The following is a 15781-nucleotide window of genomic DNA, read 5'->3' on the forward strand; positions in this document are numbered from 1 at the left end:
GCGTATTTAGCCTGCGGCCACCAGCGCTTCTAGGTCCAGACGGCTGCTCTGACGAGTATCCACCTTGACATAGGCGCTGGACTCACTACTGACGATAAGCACCTGCTGCACGCCGGGCTGGGCTAGCAGCTTCGCCTGCAAACGCCGGGGATCCTGCAACGCCGCGACTGTCAGTTGCAGACGCAAACTGCTCACATGGGCAGGCTCCTGCATCTGGCGTACCCGCAACCACCACAACCCGGCCAGGAGAGCAGCCAGCATGAAGATCTGGCCCACCGCTATATGTTCCAGCAACCAGCCCCCCAGCATGCCCCCCAAAGCCACGCCAAGAAACTGAGCCGTAGAGTAGAGCCCCATGGCCGTCCCCTTGAGGCCGACTGGCGCCTCCTTGCTAATCAACGAAGGCAACAGCGCCTCCAGTAAATTGAACGCCACGAAGAAGAGCTGTAGCCCCAGCAACAAGAGTAGCAAGCTGACCCGGCCCCCCCCGCATAGCAGCAACTCACCGACACAGAGCAACAGGATGGCCCCGAGGAATACCCGACGGGTCTGCCGCTGTTTCTCGGCATAGATGATGCCCGGCAAGACGGCAACAAAGGAGATGAGCAGGGTGATAAGATAGACCAGCCACTGCCGATCCCGCTCCAAACCGACCTTAACCAAGGCATCCGGCAAGGCGACAAAGCTCATCATCAGCAACAGGTGCAGAGAGAAAATACCCAAATAGAGCCGCTGCAGCCTGGGCTCTGACCACGCCTGGCGCAGCCCCTGCCCGACAATCGCCGACTCCCGGTTGCGCAGGTGCGAAGCGGGTCTGGGCACTACCCAAAGCACCACCCCAATGGCCAGCACGGCCAGCAGGGCTATCCCCCAGAACAGGGAGCGAATGCCAAAGTGCTGGGCTAGCAGTGGCCCTGTCACCATGGCGATAGCGAAGGTGATCCCAAAGCTCATGCCGATCACCGCCATGGCCTTGGTGCGATTCTGCTCCCGGGTCAGATCGGAAAGCAGCGCCAGCACCACGGCTGAGATGGCCCCCGCCCCCTGTAGCCCACGGCCGAGTATTACCCCCCAGATAGAGTCAGAGAGCGCGGCCACCACAGCGCCCAGGGCAAAGAGCAGCAAGCCCGCCACTATGAGCGGCAGGCGCCCCAGTCGGTCCGACCAAACCCCGAGGGGGATCTGGCACAAGGCCTGGGCCAAACCATAGATGCCGATCGCCAGGCCAATCAAGCTAGGGGTTGCGCCCTGCAATGCCATGCCATAGGTGGTGAGCACTGGCAGCACCATAAACATGCCCAGCATGCGCAGGGAGAAGAGTAACCCCAAGCCCCAGGTCGCTCGCCGCTCATCGGCTGTCATCTGGTGATCAAAACGCGCGAGTTCAGACATATTGAAATTCCCTGGCCCCTAGACATGCCCATAAAAAATCGAGGCGGCCCAGGCCGCCTCGAACAGAAGTGATACCGCTTGGCAACTCACATCTTCCAGGTGAACAGCTCACTGCTGGGTGCCAAGCCATCTACCGACATCATGACACTCAAGCAGGTGATGGCAACTATGGAGAAGATGAAGAGCTGTCTAGCCCAGCGCACATCATCCACCACCTTGTACCCCTTGCAAGCCATGACCAGCCAGATGAGGCTCACCACAGCCGCCACGCCCAGATAGTGATAACCGGCGTAACCCACCAGGGTCAATAACAAGGCGGCTACCGCAAATGCCACTATATAACCCAGCATATGGTCCTTGGTCACCGCTATGCCCCGGCTTACCGGCAGGACAGGAATCGCCGCCGCCTGGTAATCCTTGAAGCGAAAGATGGCGATGGCATAGGAGTGGGGCATCTGCCACAGGCTGAAGATGAGCAGCAGGATGAGCGCCCCTGCATCAAACTCATTGCTAACCGCGCAGTAACCAATCACCGGCGGGGTCGCCCCCGAGAGGCTCCCCACCAACGTGCCATACACGGAACGGCGCTTAAGCCAGAGGGAGTAGAAACCCACATAGACCACAAAGCCCGCCACCCCAAGCAGCGCCGCCAAACTGTTCACCCCCAACAGCAGCCACAACCCCGTCAACCCCAGCAAGCTGGCGTAAACCAGGCTGACTCGGGGCGAGATAAGCCCCTGCACCAGCACCCGGTTGCGCGTCCGCTCCATCAGACAATCGATATCTCTGTCTATGTAGTTGTTGAAGACACAACCAGAGGCGATCACCAAGGAGACACCCGCCAGCGTTGCCAGCAGCAGGGGAAGATCCAGGCGGCCATGGGCCGCCAGGAAAAAGCCTCCCACCACAGAGATCAAGTTGCCGGCAATGATCCCGGGCTTAGTGATGAGCAGATAGCGCTTGAACATAGCCAGACCGTCCGTCAGTGGGCCATCATATTGTGATTCAGGTGGAACATGATCCACATGGACCCGACCACCAGAATAGCAATGATAAGCAGAGTGAAGATAGCTGCCGTCATGTTCCACCCCTCATCTGACTTGGTGTTCATGTGCAGAAAGAAACCCAGTTGCACCAGGATCTGCACCAGAGCCAAGCCGATGATGATATTCAGCACAGTCGCGGCTGACAGCCCCAGCCCTGGATACATAACCAGAGCAAAGGGGATCACAGTCAAGAGGATCGACAGGATGAAACCGACCAGATAAGAGCGGGCACTGCCGTGGCTGGCCCCGGCAGGATTGGTGTGAATTGCACTCATGACAGCACTCCCATCAGGTAGACCACGGTAAAGACACAGATCCAGATAATGTCCAGGAAGTGCCAGAACAGGCTCAGGCACATCAGACGGGTGCCATTCTTCGCGGTCAGCCCCTTCTTCATCACCTGAAGCATCAAGACCACCATCCAGATGAGACCGCAGGTAACATGCAGACCATGGGTCGCCACCAGAGTGAAGAAGGAAGAGAGGAAGGCGCTGCGATCCGGGCCAAAACCTTCGGCAAGCAGATGGGCAAACTCATTGATCTCCATCCCGACAAACGCCAAGCCAAACAGGAAGGTGATCCCCAGCCAGGTCAAGACCCGGGAGCGGTTGCCCTTATAGTAGGCCAACATGGCAAAGCCATAGGTCACACTGCTGATGAGCAGGCAGAAGGTCTCGATGAGCACATAGGGCAGCTCGAAGATCTCCTTGCCGGAAGGGCCATCGGCAATATTGCCAGAGAGCACGGCGTAGGTGGCGAACAGACTGGCAAACAGGATGCAGTCGTTCATCAGGTAGATCCAGAAGCCGAAGATGGCATTACCGCCAGCGTCGTGATGATGCTCTTGGTGAGCGGCGGCCCCGTGGGCCGCCTGGGTGTGTAGAGTCTCAGCTGACATGGTTCACCCCTGCCTTGCGTACATTGGCAAAATGTTCGTTTTCGATGCGAGCGACCTCATCGACCGGCACGTAATAATCCACGTCGTCGTTGCAGGTATGCTTGATATAAGTAACCGCCATACCAGCCAGCCCCAGCACAGCCATCCACCAGATATGCCACACCAGAGCAAAGCCCATCACCAGGCTGAACGCACTGATAATGAGCCCAACGGCAGTATTTTTCGGCATATGGATAGGCTGGTAATGCGCCGGTTGCTGATAGGCCGTGCCCGCCTCTTTCATCGCCCAGAAGGCATCCCGATCGGTGACAACCGGCACGGTAGCAAAGTTATAGAAGGGTGGCGGCGAGGAGACAGACCACTCCAGAGTACGGCCCCCCCAAGGATCTCCGGTCAGATCCCGATTCTTCTCCCGATCGCGGATACTTACCGCTAACTGCAGCAACTGACAGATGATGCCAATCATGATGAGCACGGCGCCGCCTACTGCGACCATTAGCAGGGCCTGGTATTCCGGCTCGATCTGCTGGCTGACTCGACGGGTCAAGCCCATGAACCCCAGTATGTATAGCGGGATAAAGGCGAAGAAGAAGCCGGTGATCCAGAACCAGAAAGCAGTTTTGCCTAGCCCTTCATGCAGTTTGAAGCCCATGGCCTTGGGGAACCAGTAGTTGAAGCCCGCCAGATAACCAAACACCACACCGCCAATGATGACGTTATGGAAGTGGGCGATGAGGAACAGACTGTTGTGCAGCACAAAGTCCGCCCCCGGGACCGCCAGCAGCACCCCAGTCATACCCCCGATGGAGAAGGTGATGAGAAAACCCAGAGTCCAGAGGATAGGCGTCGTAAACTGTATCCGCCCCCGATACATGGTAAAGAGCCAGTTGAAGATCTTCACCCCGGTCGGTATCGAGATGATCATGGTGGCAATGCCGAAGAAGGCATTGACGCTGGCGCCGGCCCCCATGGTGAAGAAGTGGTGCAACCAGACGATGAAGGAGAGGATGGTGATCGCCGCCGTCGCCCAGACCAAGGAGGCATAACCAAACAGCTTCTTCTGGCTGAAGGTGGCCACCACCTCAGAGAAGATGCCGAAAGCGGGCAGGATCAGAATATAGACCTCGGGATGGCCCCACGCCCAAATGAGATTCACATACATCATCTGGTTGCCACCCAGATCATTGGTGAAGAAGTGGGTACCGAGATAACGATCCAGAGTCAGCAGGGCTATGGTTGCCGTCAGGATCGGGAAGGAGATGATGATGAGCACGTTGGTGCAAAATGCCGTCCAGGTAAAGACCGGCATACGCATCATAGTCATGCCAGGAGCACGCATCTTGAGTATGGTGACGAAGAAGTTGACCCCGGTGAGCAGGGTACCTATCCCCGAAATCTGCAGGCTCCAGATCCAGTAATCAACCCCAACCCCTGGGCTAAACATGATGCCGGAGAGGGGCGGATAAGCCAGCCAACCCGTTTGGGCAAACTCCCCTACCGCCAGCGAAATGTTCATCAGCGCCACCCCTACCACAAACAGCCAGAAGCTCAGGGAGTTGAGGAAGGGAAACGCCACATCACGGGCACCAATCTGCAAGGGCACCACTATGTTCATCAGCCCCACCATAAACGGCATGGCCATGAAGAAGATCATGATGACCCCATGGGCGGTGAAGATCTGATCATAGTGATGGGGCGGCAAGAAGCCTTCGGCCCCCGTCGACGCAATCGCCATCTGCAAACGCATCATGATGGCATCAGCGAAGCCGCGCAGCAGCATCAACATGGCAACCATGATGTACATGACACCAATCTTCTTGTGATCCACCGAGGTGAGCCACTCACACCAGAGCCACTTCCATTTCTTGAAATAGGTGAGCGCTGCGCACACCAACAAGCCACCCATTATCATGGCTCCGACCGCACCCATAATAATGGGTTCGTGGTACGGGATAGCCTCAAGGCTTAATTTACCTAGCATAGTTATTCCCCATTCCCAGGTGTTTCGCTCATCATGTGCTCATGTTCCGCACTGGTGTCAGAGTGTTCGAGTGATTCATGCTGACTATGTGGCTCAGCCATCGGCTGCTCAGCATGCCGTGGCATCTTGTCAGCGCCCTGGCCCATAAACTGATCCACTATCTGGTCATACAGACCCGGCTGCACCGCCGAGAAGTAGCTTACCGGCTGGTACTGGCTGGGCTTGGCCAATACTTGGTAATCGGCCATCTGCAGCGAATTGGTCGAGGACTTCACCTTGGCCAACCACTGATCGAACCCCTGCTGCGTCGTCGCCTGAGCGGTAAACTTCATGCCGGAGAAGCCTTGGCCACTGAAGTTGGCCGACATCCCCTTGTAGCTTCCTACTTCATTGGCGATCAGATTCAACTGATTGCGCATGCCAGCCATGGCATAGATCTGGCTGCCCAACTGAGGGATGAAGAAGGAGTTCATCACCGAACCCGACGTAACCTTGAAGTGCAGCGGAACATTGACCGGGAACGCGATCTCGTTGACTGTGGCTATCCCCTGCTCCGGGTAGATGAACAGCCACTTCCAATCCAGGGAGACGGCCTCGATGACCAGGGGCTTGACCTGAGGATCCAACGGTTGGCGTGGATCCAGGCTATGACTGGAACGCCAGGTGAGTGTCCCCAATATGAGAATGATGATGCAGGGGATCCCCCACACCACGGCCTCAATCTTGTTGGAGTGTGCCCAGTTCGGTGTATAGGTAGCACTCTGATTAGAGGCGCGGTAACGCCAGGCAAACCAGAGTGTCATCAAGATGACAGGCACCACCACAATCAACATCAGCAGGATGGCGGTCATGATGAGCGATCTTTGCTCCATCCCCACCTGTCCTTTGGGATCGAGTAGCGCCATGTTACAGCCACTTAATAGCCAAGCTGCGGCACTTAGCATCCATCCCATTTGGATATATCTCTTTGCTCTCATTTAACGACTCCCTTGAGGCCCCTTTTTTATCACCTGATGACAAGACAACACGTCAAGTTTGAAATGGTAACGTTTTTCTACAACTTATTAACAACTGACTTCAAAAATTTACCGATTGCTCATGTTATTCGCCTATTTTATGAGCTGATAGATGGCATGATCTGTAATGGCTGAACTCAGGCGGGTCCTTGCTGACCAAGCTTCATAGAGAGATAACGCATCAGCCTCAGCGGCCAGAGCCATGCAGTGCCGCAACGATAGGGCGACGCCCCTGGAATTAATTTGACCCCATAGTTCACTTCTTGTACCTTGCCCGAGCGTATTCATATGCATCTAATACATCTACTCCTCATTTAGGGATCACTCCTCATGAAAAATATGACTCTTGCGGCGGCTCTGCTGCTGGCCCTGGTAAACACGGCCCATGCTGGCCTGCTGGATGCCGTCACCGAAACAGCCTCCGCCCTGACCTCTGCCAAGGCAACCGGCAGCGCCACAGATCAAGCTCTTATGGAGCTGCTCAAGGCTAAGGTAGAAGCTGGCGCCACCAAGGAAGAGGTCAAGGCTAAACTGGGTGAGCCCAAAGCGGTGGCCAAAGAGAATGGCAACGATATCTGGAAATATGATATCAACAGCGTCGATGAGAAAGCAGGCAGCACCATGGCCGTTGCCAGTGCCCTGGGTGCCGATACCAAGCAGGCCCAAAAGATTGTTGAGCTGAAGTTTGAAGGTAATACCGTCAAGTCTTATGACATTGTCGCGGGCACCTTGACTAACTAAGTCCAGCTTCCCCCTAGACCAGCCTACCCGTTTCCCCAACACTCAGGCTGGTTCTTCTTCCCACTCCAGGCTTTCCGCGCCAACATCCTCACCCGCATGGACAGCGACAGACAACTGAGCCAAAAGAGACGTTCCTGTTTCCCCTACTCCATACTTTAGTGCAATAATTCAACCAGATGCTGACCTGAGCTCAGGCTAATGACACACAGACTGGATCATGACGAAGTCACGGCGCTGCTCGAAGCCGAGGCGTTTGCCCCCTCACGTGGACGCAAACTCCTGGTAGGAGCCGCTCTGGTATTGCTGATAGCCGCACTCGGCTACCTCCTGACCACTTTGCTGCAAAACGCTCGCCATCCCCAAGACCCCTTGCTGAGTTGGCAACAGGGACAATGGCAACCACTGCACAACCCCGCCTTGCTACACTGCCTGCAGCAATGGGGGACTCAACACTCACTCCCCCCCCCTAGCCAACTGATCATCAGCCAACAAGCGGGTAATTGGTCTTTAGTCTGGTTAAGCGAGCAGGGGAGTGACAACTTCACCCTGCAGGGGAGTGTGCGGGAGTTATGTCCATGAATTGGCGTCATTCTAACTGGCTGCCCACCTTGCTGACCCTGAGCGCAGCGCTGGCATTGCTGTTGAGCCTCTGGCTACCCTCGGATCTGCGGCTGAGCCAGCGTATAAGCGGCCTGATGTGGAGTTATCAGCGGCAAACTTACAACCAGGCCGAATTGGCCAGCCTGTTGCTCAATACCCGAATCCATTACTGGCAAGAGCAAGGGCGCCTGCGCCTGCTCAGTAACCATGGTACACAGATGGATATCACGCTAACCCTGATGGAGGAGAGCGGCCCCGCCAAGCTGCACATCGCCATTCAAGGAAGCTGGCAGTTGAGCGATGGCTTTCTCATGCTCAAATCCGATCACTACACGGCCCTCCCCTTGAATGAGGCCGGACAGAAGGTGCTGAAGGAACATGCGGTTGCCGTACGGGATATCTGGCTCACCCTATTCAACCGCAGCCGTCCGATCCGTCTGCTGGGTGAGGAGTATCTGCTGCTGAGTAACGATGGCGGACGACCCTGGGTGCTAACCAAGCAATAGCGCCTCCCTTGATATTCGAATGGGCCAGTGGTTGAGTTCCCATTCAGGCGACAACGCCAACGTTGCATTACACTGTTCCCAGTGCCATTTCGTCAGACGAAGGATCTTCCATGCATAAACTCTCTATTATGAGCCTGCTCTTGAGTACTACCAGCTTGCCACTGCAGGCCTCGGCTGCCGATGACATCAAAATGTTCCCGAGCGCCACCTCAGACCAACAACGCGTCGTCATCCGCCTGCCAGTGCTGGCTGATGAGAGCCGCAGCAAGGTCGAGGTGCTGGTGAGTAAACAGCTGGAGACAGATTGCAATCGGCAACGCCTGGGGGGCAACCTGCAGGAGAAGACACTCCAGGGTTGGGGTTACAGCTACTACAGCCTGGAGAAGGTAATGGGCCCCATGAGTACCATGATGGCTTGCCCACAGCAGAGTAAGAAGGTCAGTGCCGTGCCCGTAATCGGTGATGGCTACCTGTTGCGCTACAACAGCAAATTGCCTGTGGTGATCTACGCCCCCAAAGGCGTGGACGTAAACTATCGCCTGTGGCAAGCGGAAGCGACTCCCCGCCCAGCCGCTGTCGAATAACCTTATTCAGTAAGCTGGATCGGCAAACGGCGCGGCCCCCACTGCCCTGGCTGGGCTTCAAAGTGCCCGGCCAGAGGGCGGCCACATTGGGGACAAGCCCCCTCCACCACACTCCACTGACCTAACTGATACCAGTCTCGTTCAATCAACAGGGTTCCACAACCGGGACACCAACTGCTTTCCCCCATGCTGTCATGCACATTGCCGGTATAGACATGGTGCAGACCATGGCTCAACGCCAACTGGCGAGCATGGCGCAGAGTGGCTGGCGGAGTCTTGGGTTTATCTAACAGCTGAAAATCCGGGTGGAAGGCGGTGAAGTGCAGCGGCACATCCGGCCCCAGCTCACGTCCGATCCAGTCACACATGGCGAGTATCTCCTCGTCACTATCGTTTTCTCCAGGGATGAGCAGGGTCGTCAACTCCAACCAGACTGAAGTGTGCTGGTGCAGATACCGCAACGTCTCGAGCACGGGCGCCAGATGCCCACCACATATCTTGTGATAAAAGCGCTCGCTAAAGGCCTTCAAATCCACGTTGGCGGCATCCATGCCCGCAAAAAACGCCACGGCGGGCTCAGGATTGATGTAACCCGCCGTGACCGCCACCGTCTGCACCCCCACCCGGTGACAAGCCTTGGCCACATCCAAGGCATACTCCATGAAGATCACCGGATCGTTGTAGGTAAAAGCCACACTGCGGCAGCCGGTGCGCAAGGCAGCTTGGGCAATCTGCTCCGGCGTGGCCGTGGCACAAAGGGTATCCATCACCCTGGACTTGCTGATGTCCCAGTTTTGACAGAAGCGGCAGGTGAGATTGCAGCCTGCCGTGCCAAACGATAAGACAGGGGTGCCTGGCAAAAAATGAAACAGCGGCTTCTTCTCGATAGGGTCAATACAAAAACCGCTGGAACGCCCATAGGTGGTGAGTACTATCTCACCCCCTTCAGCCATCCGAACAAAGCAGACACCTCGCTTGCCCTCGCGCAACTGACACAAACGAGGACACAGGGTGCACTCGACTCGGCCATCCTCCAGTCGGCGCCAGTAATGGGTCTCACACTTTCCTGCAATTTCTGCCATGTTTTCACCCCCAGTTCACACTATAATACTAGAGCATGAGATGAAATGAGGGTTAACCATGGGGCTAACCCTTAGGTATCGAGGAGCATAATGAGCAACATTCGCGCGCCTGCCGTGGCAGGCACCTTTTATCCAGCCGATGAAGAGGCCCTGAATCACTGGCTGGATGAACAGTTGCCCCAGCCGTCGGTGGAATACAAGGCCCCCCGTATGCTGCTCCTACCCCATGCCGGTTATGGTTACTCCGGTAAACTGGCTGCCATGGGAGTGAGCCAACTCTCCAGCCATCCCTACCGCCGGATCATCATCCTGAGCCCGGCTCACAAGATCTATCTGGAGGGCGTCGCGCTACCCGGCGCCGAATGTCAGAGCTTTGCCACGCCACTGGGCCTGGTGCCACTCGATCAAGAGGGCATCGCCGCCCTGATGGGGCAACCCGGTGTTTGCCAATCGGCAGTTGCCCACGAGCTGGAACATGCCATTGAAGTCCAGCTGCCGCTGCTGCAACGCCAACTCGACTATTTTGAACTGCTACCTCTGGTGGTCGGCAAATGTCAGCCCAAAGAACTGGCCAAACTGCTGGCCCCACTGCTCAACAACGACACCCTGCTTATCGTCAGCAGCGATCTAAGCCATGAGCTCAGCTGGCAGGAAGCCAGGGAGCAAGACACCTTCACCCTGACCCAGATCCTGACCCTGGATAAGCGTCACCCCTTGAGTGGCGAGCAGGCCTGCGGCCACTATGGTATCAACGCCGCCCTACACCTGGCTTCCGGCCACAAATGGCGCCCTCGTCTGTTGGGCCATTACAATTCGGGAGATGTCACGGGCAACAAACTCAGAGTGGTGGGCTATGCCGCACTCGCCTTCTACCCCTAAGCCAACCACTCTGCCGACCCTGACTGCCGAGCAACAGCAGTGCCTGCTGCGCTTGGCGCGTCTCACCATAGCCAGCCACTGGCAACCTGATATCCAAGCAGAGCAGAAGGAGCTAGCCTCCCTGCTGCAACCTCTGGATACCCCCTGCGCCTGCTTTGTCACCCTGCACGATGCGCAGGGTGAGTTACGGGGTTGCATCGGCACCCTGCAGGCCGAGCGTCCACTATTGGCCGCCGTGGTCTTTTATGCGTCGGCCGCCGCCTTCTCCGACCCGCGCTTCCCGCCGCTCTCCGCTAAGGAGTTGCCACTGATCACCTTTAGCATCACCCTGCTGGGGCCACTCACTCCCTTGGTCGCCAGTACGCGGCAGGAGCTGGCCTCAGCGCTACGGCCTCATCAGGATGGATTGGTGCTGCAAGCAGGCCCCCATAGCGCGACCTTCTTGCCCGCCGTCTGGCGTCAACTGCCCACGCCCGAGCAATTTATGTCGGCCCTGCTGCGCAAAGGCGGCTGGCCAAGCGAGGGGTGGCCGCAAGGGATCCAGGCTTGGCGTTATGCTGGCATCGAATTTACCGAATCCACCACGAGTCGGTAACTCAGGTAGCACGCACTGGGTTCACCACTGATGCAATCTGGCTATTGCTCTCCCCGCCCTACAGGCTAAAATCCATCCAGCGCATAAAAAGACTCATATGACCTAAACGCTGGGATGTGCCAGCAATTAACCAATGGAAGGAGGAGAGAGCATGAAACTCTTAGTGATGATCCTGGTCGTTGTCGGCTTGCTCTATCTGGGCAATGACATGTTGCAGCGCTTCATGCAGCCGGTCGGCAATGTCCGCTGTGTCGAGGTGGCAGATGCCCAGCAATTTATCGGCAACAATCTCAAGCTCTATGGCCAAAGCAGTGAAGAGATAGTGCCACTCTCTGAGTGCCAGGTGCGCGATACCGAACGGGATGGTGGTAATGGTGGTCAGCAAGGGCTCATCCGTTGGGCTAAATGTCAGGTAGATCAGGAGTGCAGCCAGGCGGGTAACGACTAGACTCTAGACAAGAGAAGAGCCCGCCTAGCGAAGGAGCCCTCATGCTGCAGCTATCCAGACATGGCTACTACGCCATCGAACGCACCGCTTATGGCGTACGGCTGACTATACGAGAAGGCTTGAATCAGGAAGCCGTGGCCGAATACGGCCTGGATATGACTAAACATCTGCTCGAATTAGAGGGCCACCTTTGGGGTATGCTGCTGATTGTCGAACACGATGCCATGCTCACCCCTGAGGGGGGGCGCCGCTTGCAACAAACGATTCAACCCCAGTTTTCCATGGGCCGCTGCGCTACCGCCATCTTGCTACGGGAATGTCGGGCCTCGGCTCTGGTCAGTGATTTCTGGAGCCGGATCTACCAAAGCTCAAACCTCCCGTTCCAGGTTTTTACGCAAGAGAGTGAGGCACAGAGCTGGTTGGAAGCACAGATACGGTTAACCAGCCAACATCCCCCCAGGGACGCCATAAGTCAGGCGGCAAACAAGGAGCAGGATACGGCCATACATTTCCCCGACATAGCGCCCAGCACACGGCCAAAAGTCGATTGACAAGGCGCCCCGGAAACGGGTTTAATGCGCGCCACGCCCGGATAGCTCAGTCGGTAGAGCAGCGGATTGAAAATCCGCGTGTCCTTGGTTCGATTCCGAGTCCGGGCACCATACAGCACAAGGCCCTGCAGCAATGCAGGGCCTTTTTGTTATAGGCGGCAGGTCGACATCTGGGAGCTTCCGGTAGTTAGAGCGCCGGACTGAAAATCCGCTGATCCGTGGTTCGATTCCACGTCTGGCACCCATGGCAAAAATCTGGCGCCTTCCGGTCGACCTAGTTAGAGCAGGTCCCGAACTGAAAATCCGCGCTTCGCGGTTGATGTCCCAGGTCGGCCAATCGACTCGCACCTACTGATATGACTTCCCGAAGGCCAGCTCGAGCTCGCTTGGCCTTCACGAACCCCACCCAGAACGGTCCAATACAAAATAAACATTTTGTTGATCTTTCAACTTTACGTTGATATTTTGCCGTTATTCCGCCTGCGCAGTCCGCCCATCAGCCGAGTCTTATCACATGCACAACAACCATCCAGTCCCCGAAGCCAAGCGTCTTGCCCTGAATGCCGAGCGGCAACTGGTGTTCACCATCTTGACCAGCGTGGTGAAGACAGTCGGCAGTATCATCGGCAAGAATACCGAAGTGGTCTTGCACGACCTCACCAACCCGGCGCACTCGGTGGTTGCGATCGCCAATGGTCATATCACAGGGCGCGTCGTCGGCAGCCCTGTGCTGGCAGGCCCCAGCCAGGATCTGGGCTTCAATGGGGTGGTCCAGACCCCGGGGGAAGCAACAAGCCCGGATCCCGTGGTGCTGGAGAACTATCAAACCCGACTCGCATCGGGGGAGGTACTGCACAGCGCGACGGCTATCTATCGGGATAGTAGCGGTACACCCTTTGCCGGGTTTTGCATCAATGTGGATCTCAGCGGTCTGCACGCGGCACGCGCCTGTCTAGACCAGCTGATCGGCACCAGCACCACCACCGAGGTCAAGACCATAGAGCAACCGGATATGGAGTTATTGATGGCCGAGATTATCCAGTCCGCACTCACCACCACCTCCTCCAGCAATCGCGCCATGAAGAAGCAGGCGAAGCTTGACGCCGTACGCCAGATGCATGAACGGGGCATGTTCATCGTCAAGGGCGGGATTGAAAAGGCCGCCGCGGCCCTCGGCGTCAGCCGCTACACCATTTACAACTATCTGGATGAAATCAAATCGACGCCGACCACCCAGACGGCCGAGCGGTAACGACTCAGCTCGAAAGAGAACACCCTGATAACCGCCCCAGTAACCCAGCATGAGTCAATCCAGCATGAGCCAATCCATCATCCGCTACCCCACTGAACTCCCCTTCCCATTTGCCAAAGCGGTCGAGGCCAATGGTTTTTTGTTTCTATCTGGCCAGGTGGCGATGGACGACAGTGGAAGCCCGCAGTATGGCGATGTTCCCACCCAAACCCGCCTGATCCTGAACAATCTGCAACAGACGCTGATCGCCTGCGGCGGAGCCTGGGAGCAGGTGGTGAAAGTCACGGTCTGGCTCTCGGATATGACCCATTTCGCCGCGTTCAATCAGGAGTATCAGCGCCATTTCCCGGCGGGATTCCCGGCTCGCTCTGTGGTCAGTTGCCAGCTGGCGTTTGGACTGGACGTCGAGATCGAACTGCAAGCCTGCACCCATCAACCATCCCCATCACCCCGGAGCCCTGCCGATGCCCCTGCATATTGAAACCCCATACGTTGAATCTCGCGCCTTGAGTGACCGCAGCGGACGCTCCATTTGGCTGAAATTCGAGTCCGCACAGCCCTCCGGCTCTTTCAAGCTGCGCGGTATTGGCCATGCCTGCGAGACCTATTTTGCGCGGGGTGCCCAGCGCTTTATTTCGTCCTCCGGCGGCAATGCAGGCCTTGCCGTGGCGTACGCCGGACGACAGTTGGCAGTCCCGGTGACAGTCGTCGTGCCTGAAACCACCCCGGCTCGCGCCAAAGAGTTGCTGAGGTTGGAGCAGGCCGAGGTGATCGTTCACGGCGCCTCCTGGCAGGAAGCCAATGCCTATGCCCAATCGTTACTGGGGGCTGGTGATGCTTTCCTGCATCCCTTTGATGATCCGCTGTTATGGCAGGGGCATGCCACCATGATCGATGAAATGGCGCGTAGTGGTCATAAACCCGATGCGGTTGTGCTCTCGGTCGGAGGCGGCGGCTTACTCTGTGGTGTGGTGGAGGGCTTGCATCGCAATGGCTGGCAAGATATCCCCGTGCTCGCCGTCGAGACCGAAGGCACCGCCTCGCTGCATGCCGCTCTAGAGGCCGGTCATCCGGTGGAGTTGGCCGCGGTGCGCGGTGTTGCCACCTCGTTAGGCGCAAGACGGGTCTGTGATCAGGCGCTGACGTGGGCTCAATCCCATCCGATCCACTCCCTGCTGGTGTCGGATCCCGCGGCGCTGGGAGCTTGTGAACAGTTCCTTACCGATCACCGTGTGCTGATCGAGCCCGCCTGCGGTGCGGCCCTGTCCGTGGTGTACGATGGGCACCCAGTGCTGAATGCCTATTCGTCGCTCGCCATCATTGTCTGTGGCGGCGCCACCACTACGCTCGAGCAGATCCGGCAGTGGGCCGCGGCAGGTTAGTCGGTCATTCCCGCGCTGAACCTCCGCGTGTCCGTGGTTCGATTCCGCGTCTGGGCACCATATATAGCAAGGCCTCACCGCAATGTGAGGCCTTGTTGTATATGGGCAGAATAGGGTAAGGGACACCCACCCTGCGGTGGGTGGATGTCCTTTTCGTTTATCTTAGATGGACAAAAGCTGCGCTCTTGCTCCTATTTTGCATCCGAGCCAGAGCGGAGATTCTGCTCAAGTTCTTTCAACGACATGGATCTGGCAAATAGCCATCCCTGTGCATATTGAACACCGTGTTCAATTAAATACTTCGCCTGAGCTTCGGTCTCTACCCCCTCGGCAATCATCTGTAGTTGAAGAGACTTCGCCATTTCAATAATACAGTGCACGACATCACGCGTAACGGCATCAGTCCCCAATGCATCGATAAATGATTTATCTATCTTAAGATAGTCCAACTCAAAGCTGCTCAAGTAGGAAAGGCTTGAGTAGCCTGTCCCAAAATCATCGATGGCAATACTAATGCCTGCCTGGCGAAGTTCATGGAGCACAGATCTAGTTATGGATTTATTTAGAAAACCACGTTCAGTGGCTTCAATTACTAAATCACCAGGCTGTGCTCGCATTCTATGAGCCGTTTTGTTTGCCAACCTCAATGAGCGATTCGACTCTAGGTCAACGGCGGAAAAGTTGATGCCAATATGGAAGCCTGGATAGCGAGCAAAAAAGCCACTCGCCTCATCCATTAGGGTTTTCAATACATACTCCGTGATGTGGTGGATTATTCCATTCGCTTCAGCAATTGGAATGAAAAGCCCTGGACTAATCAATTTCCCA

The 15781-nt window shown here is 56.6% G+C and carries 19 protein-coding genes and 2 tRNA genes; 13 read left to right on the top strand and 8 right to left on the bottom strand.

Annotated elements, in window-relative coordinates:
- Window positions 1–6: 6 nt before the first annotated feature.
- From ACZYTD_RS16750 to cyoA, 6 genes are all read right to left on the bottom strand, one after another.
- On the bottom strand, window positions 7–1392 hold the full coding sequence (locus ACZYTD_RS16750) for an MFS transporter (RefSeq protein WP_463893782.1): 1386 nt from the start codon (window positions 1390–1392) through the stop codon (window positions 7–9).
- A gap of 86 nt (window positions 1393–1478) precedes the next feature.
- Window positions 1479–2360 carry a heme o synthase gene (gene cyoE, locus ACZYTD_RS16755; protein ID WP_463893815.1) on the bottom strand — a complete coding sequence of 294 codons (882 nt, stop codon included), beginning with the start codon at window positions 2358–2360 and terminating at the stop codon, window positions 1479–1481.
- Window positions 2361–2374: 14 nt separating this feature from the next.
- Complete coding sequence (locus ACZYTD_RS16760; RefSeq protein WP_463893784.1) at window positions 2375–2713, bottom strand: cytochrome o ubiquinol oxidase subunit IV; 339 nt, start codon at window positions 2711–2713, stop codon at window positions 2375–2377.
- A complete protein-coding gene (locus ACZYTD_RS16765) occupies window positions 2710–3336 on the bottom strand; it encodes a cytochrome o ubiquinol oxidase subunit III (RefSeq protein ID WP_463893786.1) in 627 nt (208 codons plus the stop codon). The genes ACZYTD_RS16760 and ACZYTD_RS16765 overlap by 4 nt, the downstream gene beginning before the upstream one ends.
- Complete coding sequence (cyoB, locus tag ACZYTD_RS16770) at window positions 3326–5317, bottom strand: cytochrome o ubiquinol oxidase subunit I (protein WP_463893788.1); 1992 nt, start codon at window positions 5315–5317, stop codon at window positions 3326–3328. The genes ACZYTD_RS16765 and cyoB overlap by 11 nt, the downstream gene beginning before the upstream one ends.
- 2 nt (window positions 5318–5319) lie before the next feature.
- On the bottom strand, window positions 5320–6270 hold the full coding sequence (gene cyoA, locus ACZYTD_RS16775; RefSeq protein ID WP_463893789.1) for a ubiquinol oxidase subunit II: 951 nt from the start codon (window positions 6268–6270) through the stop codon (window positions 5320–5322).
- A 393-nt stretch (window positions 6271–6663) separates the two neighbouring features.
- On the opposite strand from cyoA, the gene ACZYTD_RS16780 reads away from it, so the two are divergent.
- From ACZYTD_RS16780 to eco, 4 genes are all read left to right on the top strand, one after another.
- Entirely contained in the window at window positions 6664–7074 is a 411-nt protein-coding gene (locus ACZYTD_RS16780; RefSeq protein WP_463893791.1) for a hypothetical protein, read from the top strand.
- Between the two features lie 198 nt (window positions 7075–7272).
- Window positions 7273–7653 (top strand): hypothetical protein, encoded by a 381-nt coding sequence (locus ACZYTD_RS16785; protein WP_463893794.1) that lies wholly within the window; start codon window positions 7273–7275, stop codon window positions 7651–7653.
- On the top strand, window positions 7650–8180 hold the full coding sequence (locus ACZYTD_RS16790) for a hypothetical protein (protein ID WP_463893796.1): 531 nt from the start codon (window positions 7650–7652) through the stop codon (window positions 8178–8180). Before ACZYTD_RS16785 ends, ACZYTD_RS16790 begins: the two co-directional genes overlap by 4 nt.
- Window positions 8181–8290: 110 nt before the next feature.
- Window positions 8291–8764 (top strand): serine protease inhibitor ecotin, encoded by a 474-nt coding sequence (gene eco / locus ACZYTD_RS16795; protein WP_463893798.1) that lies wholly within the window; start codon window positions 8291–8293, stop codon window positions 8762–8764.
- A gap of 2 nt (window positions 8765–8766) precedes the next feature.
- On the opposite strand, the gene amrS is transcribed toward eco, so the two are convergent.
- Window positions 8767–9846: an AmmeMemoRadiSam system radical SAM enzyme gene (amrS, locus tag ACZYTD_RS16800; protein ID WP_463893800.1), complete on the bottom strand. Its 1080-nt coding sequence runs from the start codon at window positions 9844–9846 to the stop codon at window positions 8767–8769.
- Window positions 9847–9936: 90 nt separating this feature from the next.
- On the opposite strand from amrS, the gene amrB reads away from it, so the two are divergent.
- The 9 genes from amrB to ACZYTD_RS16845 all read left to right on the top strand — a co-directional run bounded on the left by amrB (window position 9937) and on the right by ACZYTD_RS16845 (window position 14953).
- Entirely contained in the window at window positions 9937–10725 is a 789-nt protein-coding gene (gene amrB, locus ACZYTD_RS16805; protein WP_463893802.1) for an AmmeMemoRadiSam system protein B, read from the top strand.
- The gene (gene amrA, locus ACZYTD_RS16810) at window positions 10700–11320 is read left to right on the top strand and encodes an AmmeMemoRadiSam system protein A (RefSeq protein ID WP_463893804.1); all 621 of its coding nucleotides are present in this window, start codon (window positions 10700–10702) and stop codon (window positions 11318–11320) included. Before amrB ends, amrA begins: the two co-directional genes overlap by 26 nt.
- A gap of 151 nt (window positions 11321–11471) precedes the next feature.
- On the top strand, window positions 11472–11768 hold the full coding sequence (locus ACZYTD_RS16815) for a hypothetical protein (protein ID WP_463893806.1): 297 nt from the start codon (window positions 11472–11474) through the stop codon (window positions 11766–11768).
- Window positions 11769–11809: 41 nt separating this feature from the next.
- Window positions 11810–12319, top strand: a complete 510-nt coding sequence (locus ACZYTD_RS16820) for a hypothetical protein (RefSeq protein ID WP_463893808.1) — start codon at window positions 11810–11812, stop codon at window positions 12317–12319.
- Window positions 12320–12354: 35 nt separating this feature from the next.
- Window positions 12355–12430 (top strand) — tRNA-Phe (locus tag ACZYTD_RS16825).
- A 45-nt stretch (window positions 12431–12475) separates the two neighbouring features.
- Window positions 12476–12564 (top strand) — tRNA-Phe (locus tag ACZYTD_RS16830).
- A 269-nt stretch (window positions 12565–12833) separates the two neighbouring features.
- Window positions 12834–13571 (top strand): helix-turn-helix transcriptional regulator, encoded by a 738-nt coding sequence (locus ACZYTD_RS16835; RefSeq protein ID WP_463893810.1) that lies wholly within the window; start codon window positions 12834–12836, stop codon window positions 13569–13571.
- 49 nt (window positions 13572–13620) lie between these two features.
- A complete protein-coding gene (locus ACZYTD_RS16840) occupies window positions 13621–14052 on the top strand; it encodes a RidA family protein (protein WP_463893811.1) in 432 nt (143 codons plus the stop codon).
- Window positions 14036–14953, top strand: coding sequence for a pyridoxal-phosphate dependent enzyme (locus ACZYTD_RS16845; protein ID WP_463893812.1), 918 nt, complete (start codon window positions 14036–14038; stop codon window positions 14951–14953). Before ACZYTD_RS16840 ends, ACZYTD_RS16845 begins: the two co-directional genes overlap by 17 nt.
- A 191-nt stretch (window positions 14954–15144) precedes the next feature.
- On the opposite strand, the gene ACZYTD_RS16850 is transcribed toward ACZYTD_RS16845, so the two are convergent.
- Window positions 15145–15781: EAL domain-containing protein (locus tag ACZYTD_RS16850; protein WP_463893813.1), on the bottom strand; the 637-nt coding region annotated here is incomplete at its 5' end.

This window comes from Pseudaeromonas sp. HNCC25DJ180, assembly GCF_055413345.1.

Coding starts and splice junctions, on each gene's coding strand:
- eco (WP_463893798.1), top strand. CDS start 8,291: ATGCATAAACTCTCTATTATGAGCCTGCTCTTGAGTACTACCAGCTTG.
- ACZYTD_RS16840 (WP_463893811.1), top strand. CDS start 13,621: ATGAGTCAATCCAGCATGAGCCAATCCATCATCCGCTACCCCACTGAA.
- ACZYTD_RS16785 (WP_463893794.1), top strand. CDS start 7,273: ATGACACACAGACTGGATCATGACGAAGTCACGGCGCTGCTCGAAGCC.
- cyoB (WP_463893788.1), bottom strand. CDS start 5,317: ATGCTAGGTAAATTAAGCCTTGAGGCTATCCCGTACCACGAACCCATT.
- ACZYTD_RS16765 (WP_463893786.1), bottom strand. CDS start 3,336: ATGTCAGCTGAGACTCTACACACCCAGGCGGCCCACGGGGCCGCCGCT.
- ACZYTD_RS16820 (WP_463893808.1), top strand. CDS start 11,810: ATGCTGCAGCTATCCAGACATGGCTACTACGCCATCGAACGCACCGCT.
- ACZYTD_RS16815 (WP_463893806.1), top strand. CDS start 11,472: ATGAAACTCTTAGTGATGATCCTGGTCGTTGTCGGCTTGCTCTATCTG.
- ACZYTD_RS16780 (WP_463893791.1), top strand. CDS start 6,664: ATGAAAAATATGACTCTTGCGGCGGCTCTGCTGCTGGCCCTGGTAAAC.
- ACZYTD_RS16750 (WP_463893782.1), bottom strand. CDS start 1,392: ATGTCTGAACTCGCGCGTTTTGATCACCAGATGACAGCCGATGAGCGG.
- ACZYTD_RS16760 (WP_463893784.1), bottom strand. CDS start 2,713: ATGAGTGCAATTCACACCAATCCTGCCGGGGCCAGCCACGGCAGTGCC.
- cyoA (WP_463893789.1), bottom strand. CDS start 6,270: ATGGGATGGATGCTAAGTGCCGCAGCTTGGCTATTAAGTGGCTGTAAC.
- amrS (WP_463893800.1), bottom strand. CDS start 9,846: ATGGCAGAAATTGCAGGAAAGTGTGAGACCCATTACTGGCGCCGACTG.
- ACZYTD_RS16835 (WP_463893810.1), top strand. CDS start 12,834: ATGCACAACAACCATCCAGTCCCCGAAGCCAAGCGTCTTGCCCTGAAT.
- ACZYTD_RS16845 (WP_463893812.1), top strand. CDS start 14,036: ATGCCCCTGCATATTGAAACCCCATACGTTGAATCTCGCGCCTTGAGT.
- ACZYTD_RS16790 (WP_463893796.1), top strand. CDS start 7,650: ATGAATTGGCGTCATTCTAACTGGCTGCCCACCTTGCTGACCCTGAGC.
- amrB (WP_463893802.1), top strand. CDS start 9,937: ATGAGCAACATTCGCGCGCCTGCCGTGGCAGGCACCTTTTATCCAGCC.
- amrA (WP_463893804.1), top strand. CDS start 10,700: ATGCCGCACTCGCCTTCTACCCCTAAGCCAACCACTCTGCCGACCCTG.
- cyoE (WP_463893815.1), bottom strand. CDS start 2,360: ATGTTCAAGCGCTATCTGCTCATCACTAAGCCCGGGATCATTGCCGGC.